Origin of the sequence: Pseudoalteromonas sp. SWN166 (assembly GCF_015864485.1) — a bacterium.
In the GTDB taxonomy this organism is placed as follows: Bacteria; Pseudomonadota; Gammaproteobacteria; order Enterobacterales; family Alteromonadaceae; genus Pseudoalteromonas.
This window is the reverse complement of sequence record NZ_JADYXB010000012.1, coordinates 1-15,330: the sequence shown is the minus strand read 5'-3', so window position 1 is coordinate 15,330 and position 15,330 is coordinate 1. Positions and strand designations below refer to the sequence as shown.

Annotated in this window: 16 protein-coding genes; 9 read left to right on the top strand and 7 right to left on the bottom strand. The window is 39.7% G+C overall.

Annotated elements, in window-relative coordinates; translation table 11 throughout:
* Positions 1-66: 66 nt before the first annotated feature.
* Complete coding sequence (hemE, locus tag I6F49_RS09300) at positions 67-1,131, bottom strand: uroporphyrinogen decarboxylase (protein WP_002961084.1); 1,065 nt, start codon at positions 1,129-1,131, stop codon at positions 67-69.
* Positions 1,132-1,661: 530 nt separating this feature from the next.
* Between hemE and I6F49_RS09295 the strand changes: the two genes are divergently transcribed.
* A complete protein-coding gene (locus I6F49_RS09295; RefSeq protein ID WP_007582240.1) occupies positions 1,662-2,132 on the top strand; it encodes an Rsd/AlgQ family anti-sigma factor in 471 nt (156 codons plus the stop codon).
* Between the two features lie 65 nt (positions 2,133-2,197).
* On the opposite strand, the gene fkpA is transcribed toward I6F49_RS09295, so the two are convergent.
* Positions 2,198-2,944 carry an FKBP-type peptidyl-prolyl cis-trans isomerase gene (gene fkpA / locus I6F49_RS09290; RefSeq protein WP_007582243.1) on the bottom strand — a complete coding sequence of 249 codons (747 nt, stop codon included), beginning with the start codon at positions 2,942-2,944 and terminating at the stop codon, positions 2,198-2,200.
* A gap of 215 nt (positions 2,945-3,159) precedes the next feature.
* Here fkpA and I6F49_RS09285 point away from each other — a divergent pair, with 215 nt between their 5' ends.
* Entirely contained in the window at positions 3,160-4,158 is a 999-nt protein-coding gene (locus I6F49_RS09285) for a WD40 repeat domain-containing protein (protein ID WP_197180008.1), read from the top strand.
* The gene (locus I6F49_RS09280; protein ID WP_004335946.1) at positions 4,145-4,360 is read left to right on the top strand and encodes a SlyX family protein; all 216 of its coding nucleotides are present in this window, start codon (positions 4,145-4,147) and stop codon (positions 4,358-4,360) included. The genes I6F49_RS09285 and I6F49_RS09280 overlap by 14 nt, the downstream gene beginning before the upstream one ends.
* Before the next feature lie 32 nt (positions 4,361-4,392).
* Here the strand turns inward: I6F49_RS09280 and I6F49_RS09275 are convergent, their stop codons facing one another.
* Positions 4,393-4,596 (bottom strand): YheV family putative zinc ribbon protein, encoded by a 204-nt coding sequence (locus tag I6F49_RS09275; protein WP_004589620.1) that lies wholly within the window; start codon positions 4,594-4,596, stop codon positions 4,393-4,395.
* A gap of 132 nt (positions 4,597-4,728) precedes the next feature.
* On the opposite strand from I6F49_RS09275, the gene I6F49_RS09270 reads away from it, so the two are divergent.
* The 5 genes from I6F49_RS09270 to I6F49_RS09250 all read left to right on the top strand — a co-directional run bounded on the left by I6F49_RS09270 (position 4,729) and on the right by I6F49_RS09250 (position 10,302).
* On the top strand, positions 4,729-6,651 hold the full coding sequence (locus I6F49_RS09270; protein ID WP_197180007.1) for an ATP-binding cassette domain-containing protein: 1,923 nt from the start codon (positions 4,729-4,731) through the stop codon (positions 6,649-6,651).
* Positions 6,635-7,057 (top strand): TIGR02444 family protein, encoded by a 423-nt coding sequence (locus I6F49_RS09265; RefSeq protein WP_197179997.1) that lies wholly within the window; start codon positions 6,635-6,637, stop codon positions 7,055-7,057. Before I6F49_RS09270 ends, I6F49_RS09265 begins: the two co-directional genes overlap by 17 nt.
* Before the next feature lie 747 nt (positions 7,058-7,804).
* Positions 7,805-8,797: a hydrolase gene (locus I6F49_RS09260; protein ID WP_165741905.1), complete on the top strand. Its 993-nt coding sequence runs from the start codon at positions 7,805-7,807 to the stop codon at positions 8,795-8,797.
* Positions 8,794-9,048, top strand: coding sequence for a YheU family protein (locus tag I6F49_RS09255; RefSeq protein WP_197179996.1), 255 nt, complete (start codon positions 8,794-8,796; stop codon positions 9,046-9,048). The genes I6F49_RS09260 and I6F49_RS09255 overlap by 4 nt, the downstream gene beginning before the upstream one ends.
* A gap of 57 nt (positions 9,049-9,105) precedes the next feature.
* Positions 9,106-10,302 carry a dipeptidase gene (locus I6F49_RS09250; RefSeq protein ID WP_197179994.1) on the top strand — a complete coding sequence of 399 codons (1,197 nt, stop codon included), beginning with the start codon at positions 9,106-9,108 and terminating at the stop codon, positions 10,300-10,302.
* Positions 10,303-11,119: 817 nt separating this feature from the next.
* On the opposite strand, the gene I6F49_RS09245 is transcribed toward I6F49_RS09250, so the two are convergent.
* The 3 genes from I6F49_RS09245 to rph are packed head-to-tail and all read right to left on the bottom strand — an operon-like array spanning position 11,120 to position 12,929.
* Positions 11,120-11,500: a diacylglycerol kinase gene (locus I6F49_RS09245; protein WP_197179992.1), complete on the bottom strand. Its 381-nt coding sequence runs from the start codon at positions 11,498-11,500 to the stop codon at positions 11,120-11,122.
* Positions 11,501-11,556: 56 nt separating this feature from the next.
* Complete coding sequence (gene pyrE, locus I6F49_RS09240) at positions 11,557-12,201, bottom strand: orotate phosphoribosyltransferase (protein ID WP_197179990.1); 645 nt, start codon at positions 12,199-12,201, stop codon at positions 11,557-11,559.
* Between the two features lie 14 nt (positions 12,202-12,215).
* Positions 12,216-12,929: a ribonuclease PH gene (gene rph / locus I6F49_RS09235; RefSeq protein ID WP_002958890.1), complete on the bottom strand. Its 714-nt coding sequence runs from the start codon at positions 12,927-12,929 to the stop codon at positions 12,216-12,218.
* Between the two features lie 179 nt (positions 12,930-13,108).
* Between rph and I6F49_RS09230 the strand changes: the two genes are divergently transcribed.
* Positions 13,109-13,969: a YicC/YloC family endoribonuclease gene (locus I6F49_RS09230; RefSeq protein WP_002958889.1), complete on the top strand. Its 861-nt coding sequence runs from the start codon at positions 13,109-13,111 to the stop codon at positions 13,967-13,969.
* 338 nt (positions 13,970-14,307) lie between these two features.
* On the opposite strand, the gene tuf is transcribed toward I6F49_RS09230, so the two are convergent.
* On the bottom strand, positions 14,308-15,330 hold a 1,023-nt coding region (tuf, locus tag I6F49_RS09225; RefSeq protein ID WP_121955492.1), incomplete at its 5' end, for an elongation factor Tu.

The window sequence follows — 15,330 nt, the reverse complement described above, 5'->3', positions numbered from 1 at the left end:
ACAAAAAACCCGCAACTTAGCGGGTTTTTTACTTTTAAACAGTTTTAAAGTTTATTTAAGTAGCTATTACTTATGGTACTTAGCACTTAGCTCATGTACTGCATTAATGAATACACCAGCATTTTCAGGGTCTACATCTGGTGTAATACCGTGGCCTAAGTTAAACACGTGGCCATTGCCTGTACCGAAGTCTTCTAAAATAGTGCCTACTTCTTGGCGAATACGCTCTGGTGTACCGTGTAACATAGATGGATCCATATTACCTTGTAGAGCTACTTTATCACCCACACGGCGTTTAGCGTCGCTAATATTAATAGTCCAATCAAGACCAATTGCATCACAACCTGTTGCTGCAATAGCTTCAATCCATTGACCACCATTTTTAGTGAACAAAGTAACCGGTACTTTACGACCATCGTATTCACGAATTAAGCCATCTACAATTTTATGCATATATTGCAGTGAAAATTCGTTGTAATCGCGCGGGCTTAATACACCACCCCATGAGTCAAATACCATTAGCGATTGCGCGCCAGCTTTAATTTGAGCATTTAAATAATCAATAACTGAGTCAGCTAACTTATCGAGTAATAAATGAAGTGTTTGCGGCTCTGCAAACGCCATTTTTTTGATTTTACCAAATACTTTGCTGCTACCGCCTTCAACCATGTAAGTTGCTAGTGTCCAAGGTGAACCAGAAAAACCAATGAGCGGTACTTCACCCTTAAGCTCACGACGAATAGTGCTTACTGCGTTCATTACGTAGCCAAGCTCGTCTGTAGGGTCTAACTTTGGAATTTTTTTAACATCAGCAAGTGATGAAATAGGACGTTCAAATTTAGGGCCTTCGCCAGTTTCAAAGTAAAGACCTAAACCCATCGCATCTGGAATCGTTAAAATATCACTAAATAATATAGCGGCATCTAACGGGTAGCGACGTAGTGGCTGCAGTGTTACTTCACATGCAAGCTCAGCATTACGGCACAGGCTCATAAAATCGCCCGCTTGTGCACGTGTAGCGCGATACTCTGGTAAATAGCGTCCTGCTTGGCGCATCATCCATACCGGAGTTACATCAACAGGTTGTTTTGCAAGTGCACGTAAATAACGGTCGTTTTTTAATTCGCTCATGGCGTAAATGATCCTAAGACTTGTATAAATTGTGCAAGATTGTACCACCATATTCTCCGACCCTCTATTGCTTAGGGACGAAAACAGCTTTACCTAGAGGCAGATCAATATAATGGCGTGCTTTAATCCATTTTGACTATAAAGTAAGCAAAAAAGAATAACATTTAAAACTTTTTATTAATATGTTTGCAACATTACAAAAACCTTGTTATTGTTTGTCCCGCGTTAACAAAAAAAATAATAAAAATCTTAAAACAATAAAAATAAATGTTTTAAAATAATAACAATAAAAATCATCTCATAAAAATAAGAAAGCTTGTTATAACAAGTCACTGAAAGAAATTAGACCACCGTAACTGGTGGTTTTTTCTTGCCTAAAATAAAATCCCTCGCCTTAGATTATATAAAAAGGTACACCCCTCAAAGTAGCTCAACTTTACTTGTTGATATACTCGCAAATTAAATATATCTTGATGTACATAAACTTATTATATTCTAATTGAAAGACCAACCCAGCTAGGAGAACAGTTATGCTGACGCGTGTAGAAAAAGCTCAACAAAAATGGGGTGGTAGCCACACAGTAATTGATAAATGGCTAAACGAACGCCAAGACCTTATTGTACTTTATTGCAAAATTGCAGGTTTTACGCCGTACGAAAAACAAGATCAAGCATTGCCAGAGCCAAAACTAATTGAATCATTTTGCCAACTTTTAATGGATTACCTATCTGCGGGCCATTTTGAAGTGTATGACGATATAGCAAAAGCATGTGAAAAAAAGGGCTTACAGAGCCAAGAGCTTGCAAACTCTATTTACCCGCGTATTTCCAGTACAACCGACATAGCGTTAGATTTTAATGATAAGTACGCTGAAGTAGACAAAGAAGACTTGTTAAAGGGTTTTGATGATGACTTGTCTGTTATTGGTGAGGCATTAGAAGCACGCTTTGCACTTGAAGATGAGCTTATTGATAACTTGTTTTCTAATCACGCAAACTAATATGTTATTTACGCATATTAAAAAAGGGACCTAAGGTCCCTTTTTGCATTTACACAATAAGCTTATTATTGTGCTGGTGCTTCTTCATTTTGAATTTCAAGTAATTCAACTTCAAATACAAGTGTTGAATTAGCTGGAATCTTACCTAAGTCGCGGTCGCCGTAAGCAAGTTCTGAAGGAATAGTGAACTTGTACTTAGAACCCACTGACATAAGTTGTAAACCTTCAGTCCAACCAGCAATTACGCGGTTAAGAGGGAAAGTTGTAGGTTCGTTACGTGCATATGAGCTATCAAACTCAGTACCGTCTAATAAAGTACCTTTGTAGTGTACTTTAACTACGTCTGTTGCTACTGGCTTTTCGCCATCGCCTTCGCTAAGTACTTCATACTGCAGGCCAGACTCAGTTACTGTAACGCCTTCTTTTTTAGCGTTGTCAGCTAGGTATTTAACACCCGCTTCTTTGCTTTTTTCAGACTCTACTTTTGCTTTTTCTTCTTGCTTAGTACGTACTGATGTATCTAGTTCAGTTAATACTTCGCGAATTTTTTCTTCGTCAATTTTTGCATTACCAGCAAGTGCATCTTCAAAACCACGGATTAGAAGTGCTTGGTCTAGCTCAATACCAATTTCTGTTTTGTCTGCTAGGTCTTTATTTAAAAAGTTACCTACAGATGCACCAATACCGTATGCTTGTTGCTGTTCTACAGTGTCTAATTTAACTTCAGCTTGTTCTTTTTTTGCTTCTTGATTACAAGCTGTAAGCGCTAAAACTGACGCTGCAATCAATGACAATCTAATCGTCTTTTTCATTTTAAATCTCCGACACACTTTGCAGTTGTCATTTTAATGTATTATTACTAGTTAAAGATTAACGGCCCACATGATAGGCTGCTTGTTTAATGACTAAATTCCACATTGTTAGCTAAACTAAAAACATATCCAGTGATTAGACAAACAACCTAGGCATTTAACGCGTCCTAGTCTAACCTCTCAGTCACTAAGAGTTAAGGGGAAATACCTGTAATATGTCGATATTTCGTACTTTTTTAATCGTATTTAGCTGTTTTTTAGCCATCGCCTGTACCGATAAAAAGCAACACGCTGTAGCAAGTTACGAACATGCTGCACAAGGTGCGTTTTCATCAACACTTTCAAACGATGGTAAATACAGTTTGATCTCCTCTATCAACCATGGGGTCGCCCTGTGGGATAATCAACAGCAGGTACTAAAATACCAATGGTTTCAGCAGCAAGCTCAAGACAGTTTGGTATACGCCGTTGCTATTGCTTTTGATAACAGCGTGGCTGTTACCGCCGAAAAAACCACGTTTGCTGTGTGGGATATAGCCACAGGCAAAAATAAAGGTTATTACAAAATACAAAAAGCCAGTATTCGCGATATTGCTATTAGCAATCAAGGCCGTAGTGTTTTATACGGCCGTAGCGACGGCGTTGTCGTATTTGTAAACCTAGAAACCGGACGTCGTATTGAGTTTTTAGGTCATCAAGATAAAGTTAACACTGTTGACCTGTCTCCTAACGGACGCTACGCCTTAAGTGGCTCTAACGATTATGTTGCTTACTTTTGGGATACACGTACAGGGCAAGTAATTCATCGATTTAATCACCCAACGCGTGTTACCCAAGTAACGCTCGATCCACAAGGTCGCTATGCGTTTACGGCCGATAGTATGGCACAAGCAAATGTATGGAAGCTGACTACAGGTGATCTTGTGAGTAAACTGAAGTATATTGCGCGTCAGAAAATTTTTACTGCTGTGCGTTTTAACGAACAAGGCACTTTGCTTGCAACCGGCTCGCCAAATAAGCGCGTTGATTTATGGCAAATACTAAGCGGCGAAAAAATTCAAACTTGGCAGGTTACCCCGCGCGAAGGCAGTAAGCCTAAATCGGCGGTGGTGCTAGATGTGACATTTACAGATAACGGTAAGTCGTTGTTAACCGAAAGCTCCAGCGGTATCGCAGAGCGATTTATTATACGAGAGAATAATGAACACAATTGAACATCGCTTAATGGAACTTGAAGCCAAAGTGGCTTTTCAAGACGAAACGATTGAAGTTTTAAATGATGAAATAAAAGTGCACCAGCAACTTTTAGCAAAAATGAAACGCCAAACAGAGCTGCTAGCAGAAAAAATTAAAGAGTCGCAGTCATCATCGTCTATGATGTCTGAAGTACCTGAGCCGCCTCCACCGCATTACTAAAGCCGGTAAAAATTAGGCAATAAAAAACCGGGTTAGTCGCCCGGTTTAAATACACCAATTACTTGTTCAAATTGGCGAGTAGACGCCTGAACAGCGTTATCGGGTTGCGCCATTTTATGACCGCACTCAACACACTCTACTTTTTCAACATCATGTTCTCTGTATAGCATCATAGTATCCATGGCTTTACACTCAGGGCACGATGCACCAGCAATAAATCGCTTCTTTTGTCTCACAACATTTTTCCTGTGGTTTGAACTGCCGCTATTTTATCGTATAACTTCACTTGTTGATACGCTTGATAAGAGCATTAAGTTCTATGTTATGATAGCGCCAACTTAACAAGGGCACAGCAAAGTAACGCATTCATGATCCAAATCTCAGAAATAGAACTACTTCGTGGCGGTAAAGCCTTATTAAAAAACGCATCAGCTACGTTATTCCCAGAGCACAAAGTAGGCCTTGTTGGCGCTAATGGCTGTGGTAAATCTACGTTATTTGGTTTACTAAAATCTGAATTACAACTGGATGCCGGTAATTGCAGTATTCCAAAAGATTGGTCTATTGCCTCAGTAAAACAAGAAACCCCAGCCCTTGAAATAAGCGCCATTGACTATGTACTTCAAGGCCACCCAGAATACTATGCAATGCGTATAGCACTGCGTGAGGCCGAGAAAAACAACGATGGCGACACACAAGCCAAAGTACATATTCAGCTTGAAAACATTAAAGGTTACAGCATTGAATCAACCGCTGGTGAGCTATTACACGGCTTAGGCTTTGCCAATAACCTTATAGAAAACCCTGTCAGCTCGTTTTCGGGTGGTTGGCGTATGCGTTTAAACCTTGCCCAAGCATTAATACGCGACGCCGATTTACTACTTCTCGATGAGCCAACAAACCACCTTGATTTAGATGCCGTTTATTGGCTTGAACGCTTTTTACGTGCGTATACAGGCACCCTTGTACTTATATCGCATGACCGTGAGTTTTTAGATGCCGTGGTTGATCAAATTTGGCATGTAGATAAACAACTTATCAATGTGTACAAAGGTAACTACTCGCAGTTTGAACGCCAAAAAGCAGAGCGTTTATTACAACAACAAGCGATGTTTGATAAGCAACAAGATCAAATTGCCCACTTAGAGCAGTTTATAACTCGTTTTAAAGCCAAAGCCAGTAAAGCTAAACAAGCACAAAGCCGTGTAAAAGCGCTTGAACGCATGGAAAAATTAGCGCCGGCACATGCCGATTCACCCTTTAACTTTGAGTTTGCAGAGCCAAAAGCATTACCAAATCCACTAATGACAATAGATAAAGCCAAAGCGGGTTATGGTGACGTCACCATTTTAAATAATATAGAGCTAAACTTAGTACCAGGCAGCCGAATTGCTTTACTTGGAAGAAATGGTGCGGGTAAATCAACGTTAATTAAACTGCTTTCTGGTGATTTAGAGCCGCAAGCGGGCGAAGTTATTCAGCATCACGGATTAAATATTGGTTACTTTGCGCAGCATCAGCTTGAATCTCTTGATTTAAAAGCCAGTGCAATAACGCACATACAACGACTAGACCCAAAAGCCACTGAACAATCACTACGTGACTTTTTAGGCGGCTTTGCCTTCATTGGCGATAAAGCACTTGAGCCTGTAGCCCCATTTTCGGGCGGCGAAAAAGCACGTTTAGTGCTTGCCATGTTGGTATATCAAAAACCAAATTTATTACTACTGGATGAGCCAACTAACCACCTTGATTTAGAAATGCGCCATGCACTTGTTATGGCACTACAAGGGTTTGAAGGCGCAATGGTTACCGTATCGCATGATCGCCATATGCTTAAAAATACTGCCGATGAGTTTTACTTAGTAGATGACGGCAAAGTAACCCAGTTTGGTTACGACTTAGATGCGTATTATCAATGGTTACTTAACGCGAATAAAGAAGCGGTTAAAGCGCAGCAAACCGACGAGCCTAAAGCAAACCCAGGTGTTAACCGTAAGGAGCAAAAGCGTTTAGAGGCTGAGTTTAGAAAAGCCACTCAGCCACTTAAAAAGCAAATTGAAAAGCTTGAAAAGCAACTCGATAAATTCACCGCTGAATTAAGTGAAGTGGAAGTAGCCCTTGGCGACAACGAACTCTACAACGACGACAACAAAGCTAAGCTCAAAGAGTTATTGGCCAAGCAAGCAACGCTTACGCCTAAACTTAACGACGTTGAAGAAGAGCTACTGATGGCACTTGAAGAAATGGAAGAAAAAGAACAGGCATTCGCCGATGAACTTGCTCAATAGCGACCATTTTTGGCAGTTTGCGTGCACCTTGTACGCAAAGCCTGATCAACAAACAACCTTGCTGGCACTACAAAACCAGCAAGGTAAAAACGTTAATTTATGCTTATTACTGCTTTATTTAGACTCATTAAATTTAAGCGTTAACGCCGAGCAACTAAGTGAGTTAATACACACTATTAGTGAGTTTGATAACCAAGCTTTGCAACCACTACGTGCTGCACGTAGCTATTTAAAAACTAACCAAAATTCAATAAGTGATTACGCCACAATACGCGCAGAGTTACTAAGCGCTGAGCTAAAGCTTGAAAAACAACAGCAACATATGTTGATTGAAACAGTAAATGAGTTTGAATTAGTCGAGTATGCAGAGCCAAACAATATTGAGCTATATGTGAAAGCCCCTTAAGCGGCTCGTTTTTATACCCCCTTTCACTGCTCATTCTCTTTTCTTTGTGCAAAAAAACTTTAAGTGATTTATTCACAAAGAGGTTAAGAGACGCTGCGCTTTTAGAGGAAAAAAAACTAGATTACTTAGACAAAAATATAAATATTGAGCAATTATTTGGCTCAAGTAGTTTATAGCTCTACCCTCATTTACTTCTCATTTACTTCTCATTCTTTTCTCTTTGTGAAAATTTTTTAAGTGGTTTACTCAAAAAAGTTAAAAGCACTACGCTTTGGGGGAAGTGAAAAAACATGGATTACGATCAGCTCACTATTTCAAGCGAAAAACTCTCTTTACCCTTTGGTAATAACTTATTAGTCCTCAAAGCATGATCTAAATCAACTTAGCTTCGCTCCTACATCTGCTTATGTAAATAACTTGATCTCGATCACGTTGGGCTTTCTAAACACCGCTTATGATTAACCCATCAACAACGAGGGGAACAAATCATGAGCGTATTCTTTAGAGATTTTTTTACAGATCCAGTTTTATTTATGTCTTTTGGGTTTTTAACTATCGTTGTTTCTTTGTGTATCTTTTTTGCTTTTTTCTTTCTGAAAAAAATACATGATGCAGAAATTCCTGACCAAAATTAAGCACGACGCACTAAAGCGCCTTATTAGTTTACTAGTTAGGCGCTTTTTATTTTCTGAAGCGAAAAATTTGGTACACTAGCTTTTCGTTTAATACAAAGTGCGTAGTACAAACATGATCTCTCAGTTCAAACCAGCATGGTGGATGACCAATCGTCACGTTCAGACCATAATGCCGCGTTTTTTCCGCCCATTTCACCACACTCGCTACGAACTTGAGCAACTTGATACACCTGATGGTGACTTTATTGAGCTTGCATGGTCACTTCCACATAACGAAACCGCACCACTAGCCGTTGTTTTGCATGGCCTTGAAGGCAATATAAATAGCTTTTATGCCAAAGGCATGATGAAGGCGTTAAAAAAACAAGGTTACGCAGTGGTGCTTATGCACTTTAGAAATTGCTCAACAGAGGTAAACCGCCTGCCGCGAGCTTATCACAGTGGTGATACCGCCGATTTAGCCTTTTTTATAAATCACTTAAAGCTGCAGTTTCCTGAGCGCACTATGGTCGCCGTAGGTTTTTCGTTAGGCGGTAACGTACTGGCCAAATACTTAGGTGAACAATCACAAGCATGCCCACTAAGTGCTGCAGCGGTGGTATCTGCTCCTTATGATTTGTCGTCATCAAGTGATGTTATTCGTAAAAGTTTAGGTAAAATTTATCAAAAGTATTTGCTCGATCGAATGAAAAAGTCGATGCAACGTAAATTGCCGCAAATTAAGCAGCAAATACCTATAACTACCGATCAATTAATGAATATTGATGATTTATTAGAGTTCGATAACCAACTTACAGCACCGTTACACGGCTTTGAAAATGCCCACGATTACTATCGTAAAGCCAGTGCCATGCCGTACTTAAAAGATATAGCGATACCCACACTTATTATTCATGCCAAAGACGACCCAATGCTCTCAATTAAGGCCGTACCGAGTAGGCAAGATGTAAGTGAGCATGTTACGCTGCGCATCTCTGACAAGGGCGGACACGTTGGTTTTATTAGCGGTAAAAATCCGTTTAAGCCCATATTTTGGTTAGAGAAAGCCGTGCCATGCTATTTTGGGCAACATGTTTTAGGCAACGCAAACAAAGAGCAATTATGATTATCCCTTTTGAACAACTCGATAAAGATACACTATACAACCTAATAGAAAGCTATGTACTGCGCGAAGGCACCGATTATGGCGAAGTAGAAGCAAGCATTGAATCTAAAGTTAACCAAGTTAAGCTACAGCTTAAAAATGGCGAAGCAATGGTGTTTTTCTCTGAATTACATGAGTCTGTAACTATCATTTCGAAGGGCGAATTTAAAGCGCTGCAAAGTGAAGAGCATCAAGCAGAGTCATTTGATTAGCACTTGTAACTTTTGAATTGAACGTACACAATGGCTTTTTACCCAAAGAGCCAAAACATGATAAAACTCAGCACTCTAGTGGTAGCCGTATCACTAGCTTTAACTAGCCAAGCCCAAGCAGAACAAACAATAACAGCATCTGACAAGGCAATTAAACTCGCTAAAGACACCATTTTAATTGATACCCATATAGACGTACCTTATCGAATTCACGAAAGCTGGGTTGATGTAACTAAAGCGACAACTGATGGCGATTTTGACTACCCTCGCGCTGTAAAAGGCGGTTTAAACGCACCGTTTATGTCGATTTATATTCCTGCGCATTTGGAATTTGAAGGTAAAGGAAAAAGCTACCAACTAGCCAATCAAATGATTGATAGTATGGAAGCTATAGCCCAGCGCGCACCCGATAAGTTTGCTATTGCCAGCTCAAGCACTGATATAGAAGAGCAGTTTAAGCAAGGTAAGCTGTCTATTGCAATGGGTATGGAAAATGGATCTCCTATCGAAGGAGATATGAAAAACCTTCAGCACTTTTACGACCGCGGTATTCGCTACATCACGCTAGCGCACTCGCAAAGCAACCATATTTCAGATTCGTCTTATGATATTCGCCGCAAATGGAAAGGTTTAAGCCCATTTGGTAAAAAGCTAATTACTGAAATGAATAATATTGGTATGTTAATCGACGTTTCTCATATTTCTGATGATGCGTTTTATCAGGTTATGGATCTCTCTAAAACACCCGTAATTGCCTCTCATTCATCACTTCGTAAATATACTCCTGGCTTTGAGCGTAATATGAATGACGATATGTTATTAGCACTTAAAGAAAATGGCGGTGTTATTCAAATCAACTTTGGCTCAAGTTTTGTTACCGCTAAAGCAGGCAGTTGGGGCAAGCAGTTAAAAAGTACAAAAGAGTCGGTTAAAAAAGACGGGACTAAATTAAGCAAAGATTTTGATGCTGTATACCGTGCCAAAAACCCTTACCCATTTGCAAGCCTTGAGCAAGTACTTGATCATATTGATCACGTAGTTGAGCTAATTGGTATTGATTATGTCGGTATTGGCTCCGATTATGATGGAGTAGGCGATTCATTACCTATCGGTTTAAAAGATGTATCTAGCTACCCTAACCTTGTTCAAGGTTTAATGGATAGAGATTACAGCGATGCTGATATTAAAAAAATTCTTAGCGGTAATTTATTAAGAGTTTTAAAGCAAGCTGAAGAGTATGCTAAAAAGCATTAAAGCTTTTATCATATATTAGTAATTGGCTAAAAGACCAAGAGCTAACTCAATATAAGCGCGGCCTAGCCGTGCTTTTTTATTGGTACCAATTTTATTAAAAGCATGATCATTTTAACGTATTAAATAGCCCATTAACTGCGTAGTTATCTTCAGCAATCTTTTTCCTCGGGTTTCGTAAAACTCAACCCAAGCTACGGCAATAAAGCTATAACGAAAAGCCAATCACTTTTCTTCAGGTATTAAAAAAGGCCACCTAAGTGACCTTTTTCTAATAATTAACTTTAAGGTTAATTATTACGCTACGATAGTTGCTACAAAGTACCTACGCCTAAGATAAGAGCGCCACCTTNAACTATTCTGTTGGTCACTCAGTTTTCAATTGAGACTCTAATTTGTTTGCCTCGCTACCTAAGTAGGTTGGCTGTTAGAACTCAATCTGTACGAGTGCCCACACAGATGATTGCTTTATATTTTTAAAGAACGTTTTGATTCGCTTTAGCGTCTCAAGGGATGCGAATAATACACCCTTTATTTTTCGAGTCAACACTTAGTTTTAAACTTTCTTTTTGGAAGATTTAAAACCGAAGTTTTATTTAACTCTCTGAGGTATTTCGTGCCTCGCTATGCGTTGGCGTTTCCCGTCTCAGTGGGGTCGCATTATAGGGAGATCCGAAAACAGATCAACCCTTTTTTGAAGAAAACTTGAAATAAAGTGCTGTTCGCTGAGTATTTGAGCTAAACACGTTAAAAACACAACATAACTAGCAAGTTATTAACAACTAAAGGCGCTTTAACTATTCTAATATCAAATATTGTATCAAACGATCTTCATGTAGAGGCTTACACCCCAAATGATCAACACGATCGCTAATGAAAGTGTTACGGCTGCAGATCCCATATCTTTAGCTCTACCTGACAATACATGCAATTCTGTACTTACTCGATCTGTTAATGCTTCGATGGCAGAATTTAATAATTCAACGATTAGTATAACCAGCAGTGAACTTACTAATATTGCCCAGTGCAGTAATGATGAAGCAAGCCAAAATGAAATAGGAAATAATATAAGACTTAGTAATAGCTCTTGTCTAAATGCGGCTTCCTCTTTAAATGCAGCTCTAAAGCCTAGGTAGGAACAGTAAGTTGCTTTAAAAACACGTTTGAGGCCTAAGCCATTTGGTTTAAGTATATCTTTCATTAATAAACTCTATGAATGAAGGTCAAAATAAAGCCCCGCATTGCGAGGCTTTTTATTTATGCTACACCGTATTGATCACGATAAGCTTTAACTGAGGCTAAATGTTCTTCCATCGTCCCTTGAACTTCAAGGTAGCTAATAAGATCAGCTAATTTTACAATAGAGATTACTTTGGTATTAAAGTCGCGCTCAACTTCTTGAATAGCTGATAACTCAGCTTTACCTTTTTCTTGGCGATCTAATGCTATTAAAACGCCACTAAGGTCTGCGCCATTCTCAGCAATAATTTCCATAGACTCACGTATAGCGGTACCAGCGGTAATTACATCATCAACTAGCATTATTTTGCCATTAAGTTCTGATCCCACCAACGTGCCACCTTCACCGTGTGATTTTTTTTCTTTACGGTTAAAACAGTACGGTACATCTTTATCATGGTGATCTGCTAATGCAACTGCCGTTGTTGTCGCTATTGGTATACCTTTATAAGCAGGACCAAATAATACATCATACTCTATCGATGAATCTTCCAATGCTGCAGCATAGAAGCGACCTAAACGCGCTAAATCACGACCAGTATTAAATAAGCCGGCATTGAAAAAGTACGGACTTGTTCGGCCTGACTTTAAAGTAAACTCACCAAACTTTAATACCTGCTTCTCTAAAGCAAATTCTATAAACTCTTTTTGATAATCTTTCATATCTAGTGGCCTATTTATGCTAATGCTTGCTTTTGTACGTCAATGATTTCGCGTATAGAATGTTTGGCTAAAGTAAGTAATTCATCCAGCTCATCAAACGAGAAAGGTTCACCTTCGGCTGTACCTTGAATTTCAATAATTTTACCTGTCTCAGTTAAAATTACGTTCATATCAGTCTCAGCAGCTGAATCTTCTATATACTCTAAATCGCTAATTGCCTGACCTTTGTATATGCCTACTGAAATAGCCGCAATCATATGCTTTAGTGGGTTTGAGTTAATCATACCTTTAGCACGCATATGCGTTAGTGCATCAACTAGTGCAACACATGCGCCACTTATAGAAGCAGTACGTGTACCACCATCTGCTTGAATAACATCACAGTCGATAGTAATCGTGTTTTCACCAAGGGCTTTTAAATCAACAGCTGCACGAAGTGCACGTGCAATTAAGCGTTGAATTTCCATAGTACGACCGCCCTGCTTACCACGTGCAGCTTCACGCGCATTACGTGTATGCGTAGCTCGCGGTAACATACCGTATTCAGCATTGATCCAACCCTTACCTTGCCCTTTCATGAAACGAGGAACGCCCGATTCAACAGTCGCTGTACAAAGTACTTTGGTGTTACCAAACTCAACAAGTACTGAGCCTTCAGCATGCAAAGTATAATTACGTGTAAATGTAACAGGTCTAATTTGGTTAGGTGTTCTTTCGCTTGGACGCATTGACGATCCCCTTAATTCAGAATTTGCGACATTATAAGTGTATGTGGGTATAGATACCATGCTGATTTAAATAAATAGCTGTATGCAAAATATTCAGTGTATTAAATTTTCCCTAGAGCTTAAGCGGTGTTACGGTATAATCATCGTAATATTGTATTTATAAATTTAGGAAAATATCCATGATCCACAGTATGACAGCTTATGCGCGTCGCGAAATAAAAGGCGATTGGGGAACTGGCACTTGGGAAGTTCGTTCAGTGAACCAGCGTTACCTTGAAACATTTATTCGCGCACCAGAGCAATTTCGTGGCATGGAGCCAGTTATTCGTGAGCGTTTACGCAAACACTTACAACGCGGTAAAGTTGAGGTTTTTTTAAAGTTTGTAGCAAATCCTGCCCATGTTGGTGAGCTATCAATTAACCAAGCCCTTGCTGAGCAACTTATAAATAGCGCGAAATGGGTTCAACAGCAAAGTAATGGCGACATTAACCCTGTTGATATATTGCGTTGGCCTGGTGTTATGGAAGCTGAAGAACTTGATATGGATAGCGTTAATACCGCACTAATTGCTGGTCTTGATCAAGTAATCGAAGATTTTAAATCAGCTCGTGGCGATGAAGGTGCAAACCTTGAAGAAATGATAGCAATCCGCCTTGATGCGATTTTAGAGCAAGTAGAAATTGTAGAAACGCATATGCCCGAGATTGCTAAGTGGCAGCGTGAAAAACTGGCTCAAAAGCTAGAAGACTTAACAGCAAACATTGACGAGTCACGCCTTGAACAAGAACTTATTTATCTTGCTCAAAAACAAGATGTAGCTGAAGAATTAGATCGTTTAAAGTCTCACGTTAAAGAAACTAAAAAAATCCTTAAAAAAGGTGGCGCATGTGGTCGTCGTTTAGATTTTATGATGCAAGAGTTTAATCGTGAAGCTAACACGCTAGCGTCTAAGTCTATTAATAGTGACATCACTACTGCCGCTGTAGAGCTAAAAGTGTTGATAGAACAAATGAGAGAACAAATTCAAAACATTGAGTAATTTTTAGCCAAAATAGTATATTCATTACTGATCAAACCCGGCTTGGCTCGGGTTTTTTATTAATACCAATAATGATATTTCGAATGTTGTTACCTAGCACTTCGCTTAATGTGAAATCCTCACCTTCAAATCACACTTTATTTTAGACATTAAAAACCCGAGACTAAGCTCGGGCTTTTTGGTAACAATTAGCTAAGCTAATAATTACGCTTTGAACGTTGCTACAAAGTACCTACGCCTAAGGTAAGAGCGCCACCTTCATATGACACTTTATTTTAGGCATTAAAAAACCCGAGACTAAGCTCGGGCTTTTTGGTAACAATTAGCTAGGCTAATAATTACGCTACGATAGTTGCTACAACACCAGCACCTACAGTACGACCACCTTCACGGATAGCAAAACGAAGACCTTCATCCATCGCGATTGGTGCGATTAGAGTTACTGTCATCTTGATGTTATCACCAGGCATTACCATTTCTACGCCATCTGGTAACTGTACGTCACCAGTTACGTCAGTTGTACGGAAGTAGAACTGTGGACGGTAACCTTTGAAGAATGGAGTATGACGACCACCTTCATCTTTCGAAAGTACGTATACTTCTGAAGTGAATGTAGTATGTGGGTTGATTGAACCAGGCTTAGCTAGTACTTGACCACGTTCAACGTCTTCACGCTTAGTACCACGTAGAAGTGCGCCGATGTTTTCGCCAGCACGACCTTCGTCTAGAAGCTTACGGAACATTTCAACACCAGTACAAGTAGAACGAGTTGTATCATTGATACCAACAATTTCTACTTCGTCATTGATGCGGATGATACCAGCTTCAACACGACCAGTTACAACTGTACCACGACCCTGGATTGAGAAAACGTCTTCGATAGGCATGATGAAAGGCTTATCGATGTCACGCTCTGGCTCTGGGATGTAAGTATCAAGTGCGTTTGCAAGCTCAACAATCTTATCTTCCCACTCTTTCTCGCCTTCTAACGCTTTAAGCGCAGAACCAGCAATTAGAGGTAAGTCATCACCTGGGAAATCGTATTCTGAAAGAAGTTCACGAACTTCCATTTCTACTAGTTCAAGTAGCTCTTCGTCATCTACCATGTCACATTTGTTCATGAACACGATGATGTAAGGAACGCCAACTTGACGAGAAAGAAGGATGTGCTCACGCGTTTGTGGCATAGGGCCATCAGTCGCAGCAACTACTAAGATCGCGCCGTCCATTTGAGCAGCACCAGTGATCATGTTTTTAACATAATCGGCGTGACCAGGACAATCTACGTGTGCGTAGTGACGTGAAGGAGTATCGTATTCAACGTGAGACGTTGAAATAGTGATACCACGTTCGCGCTCTTC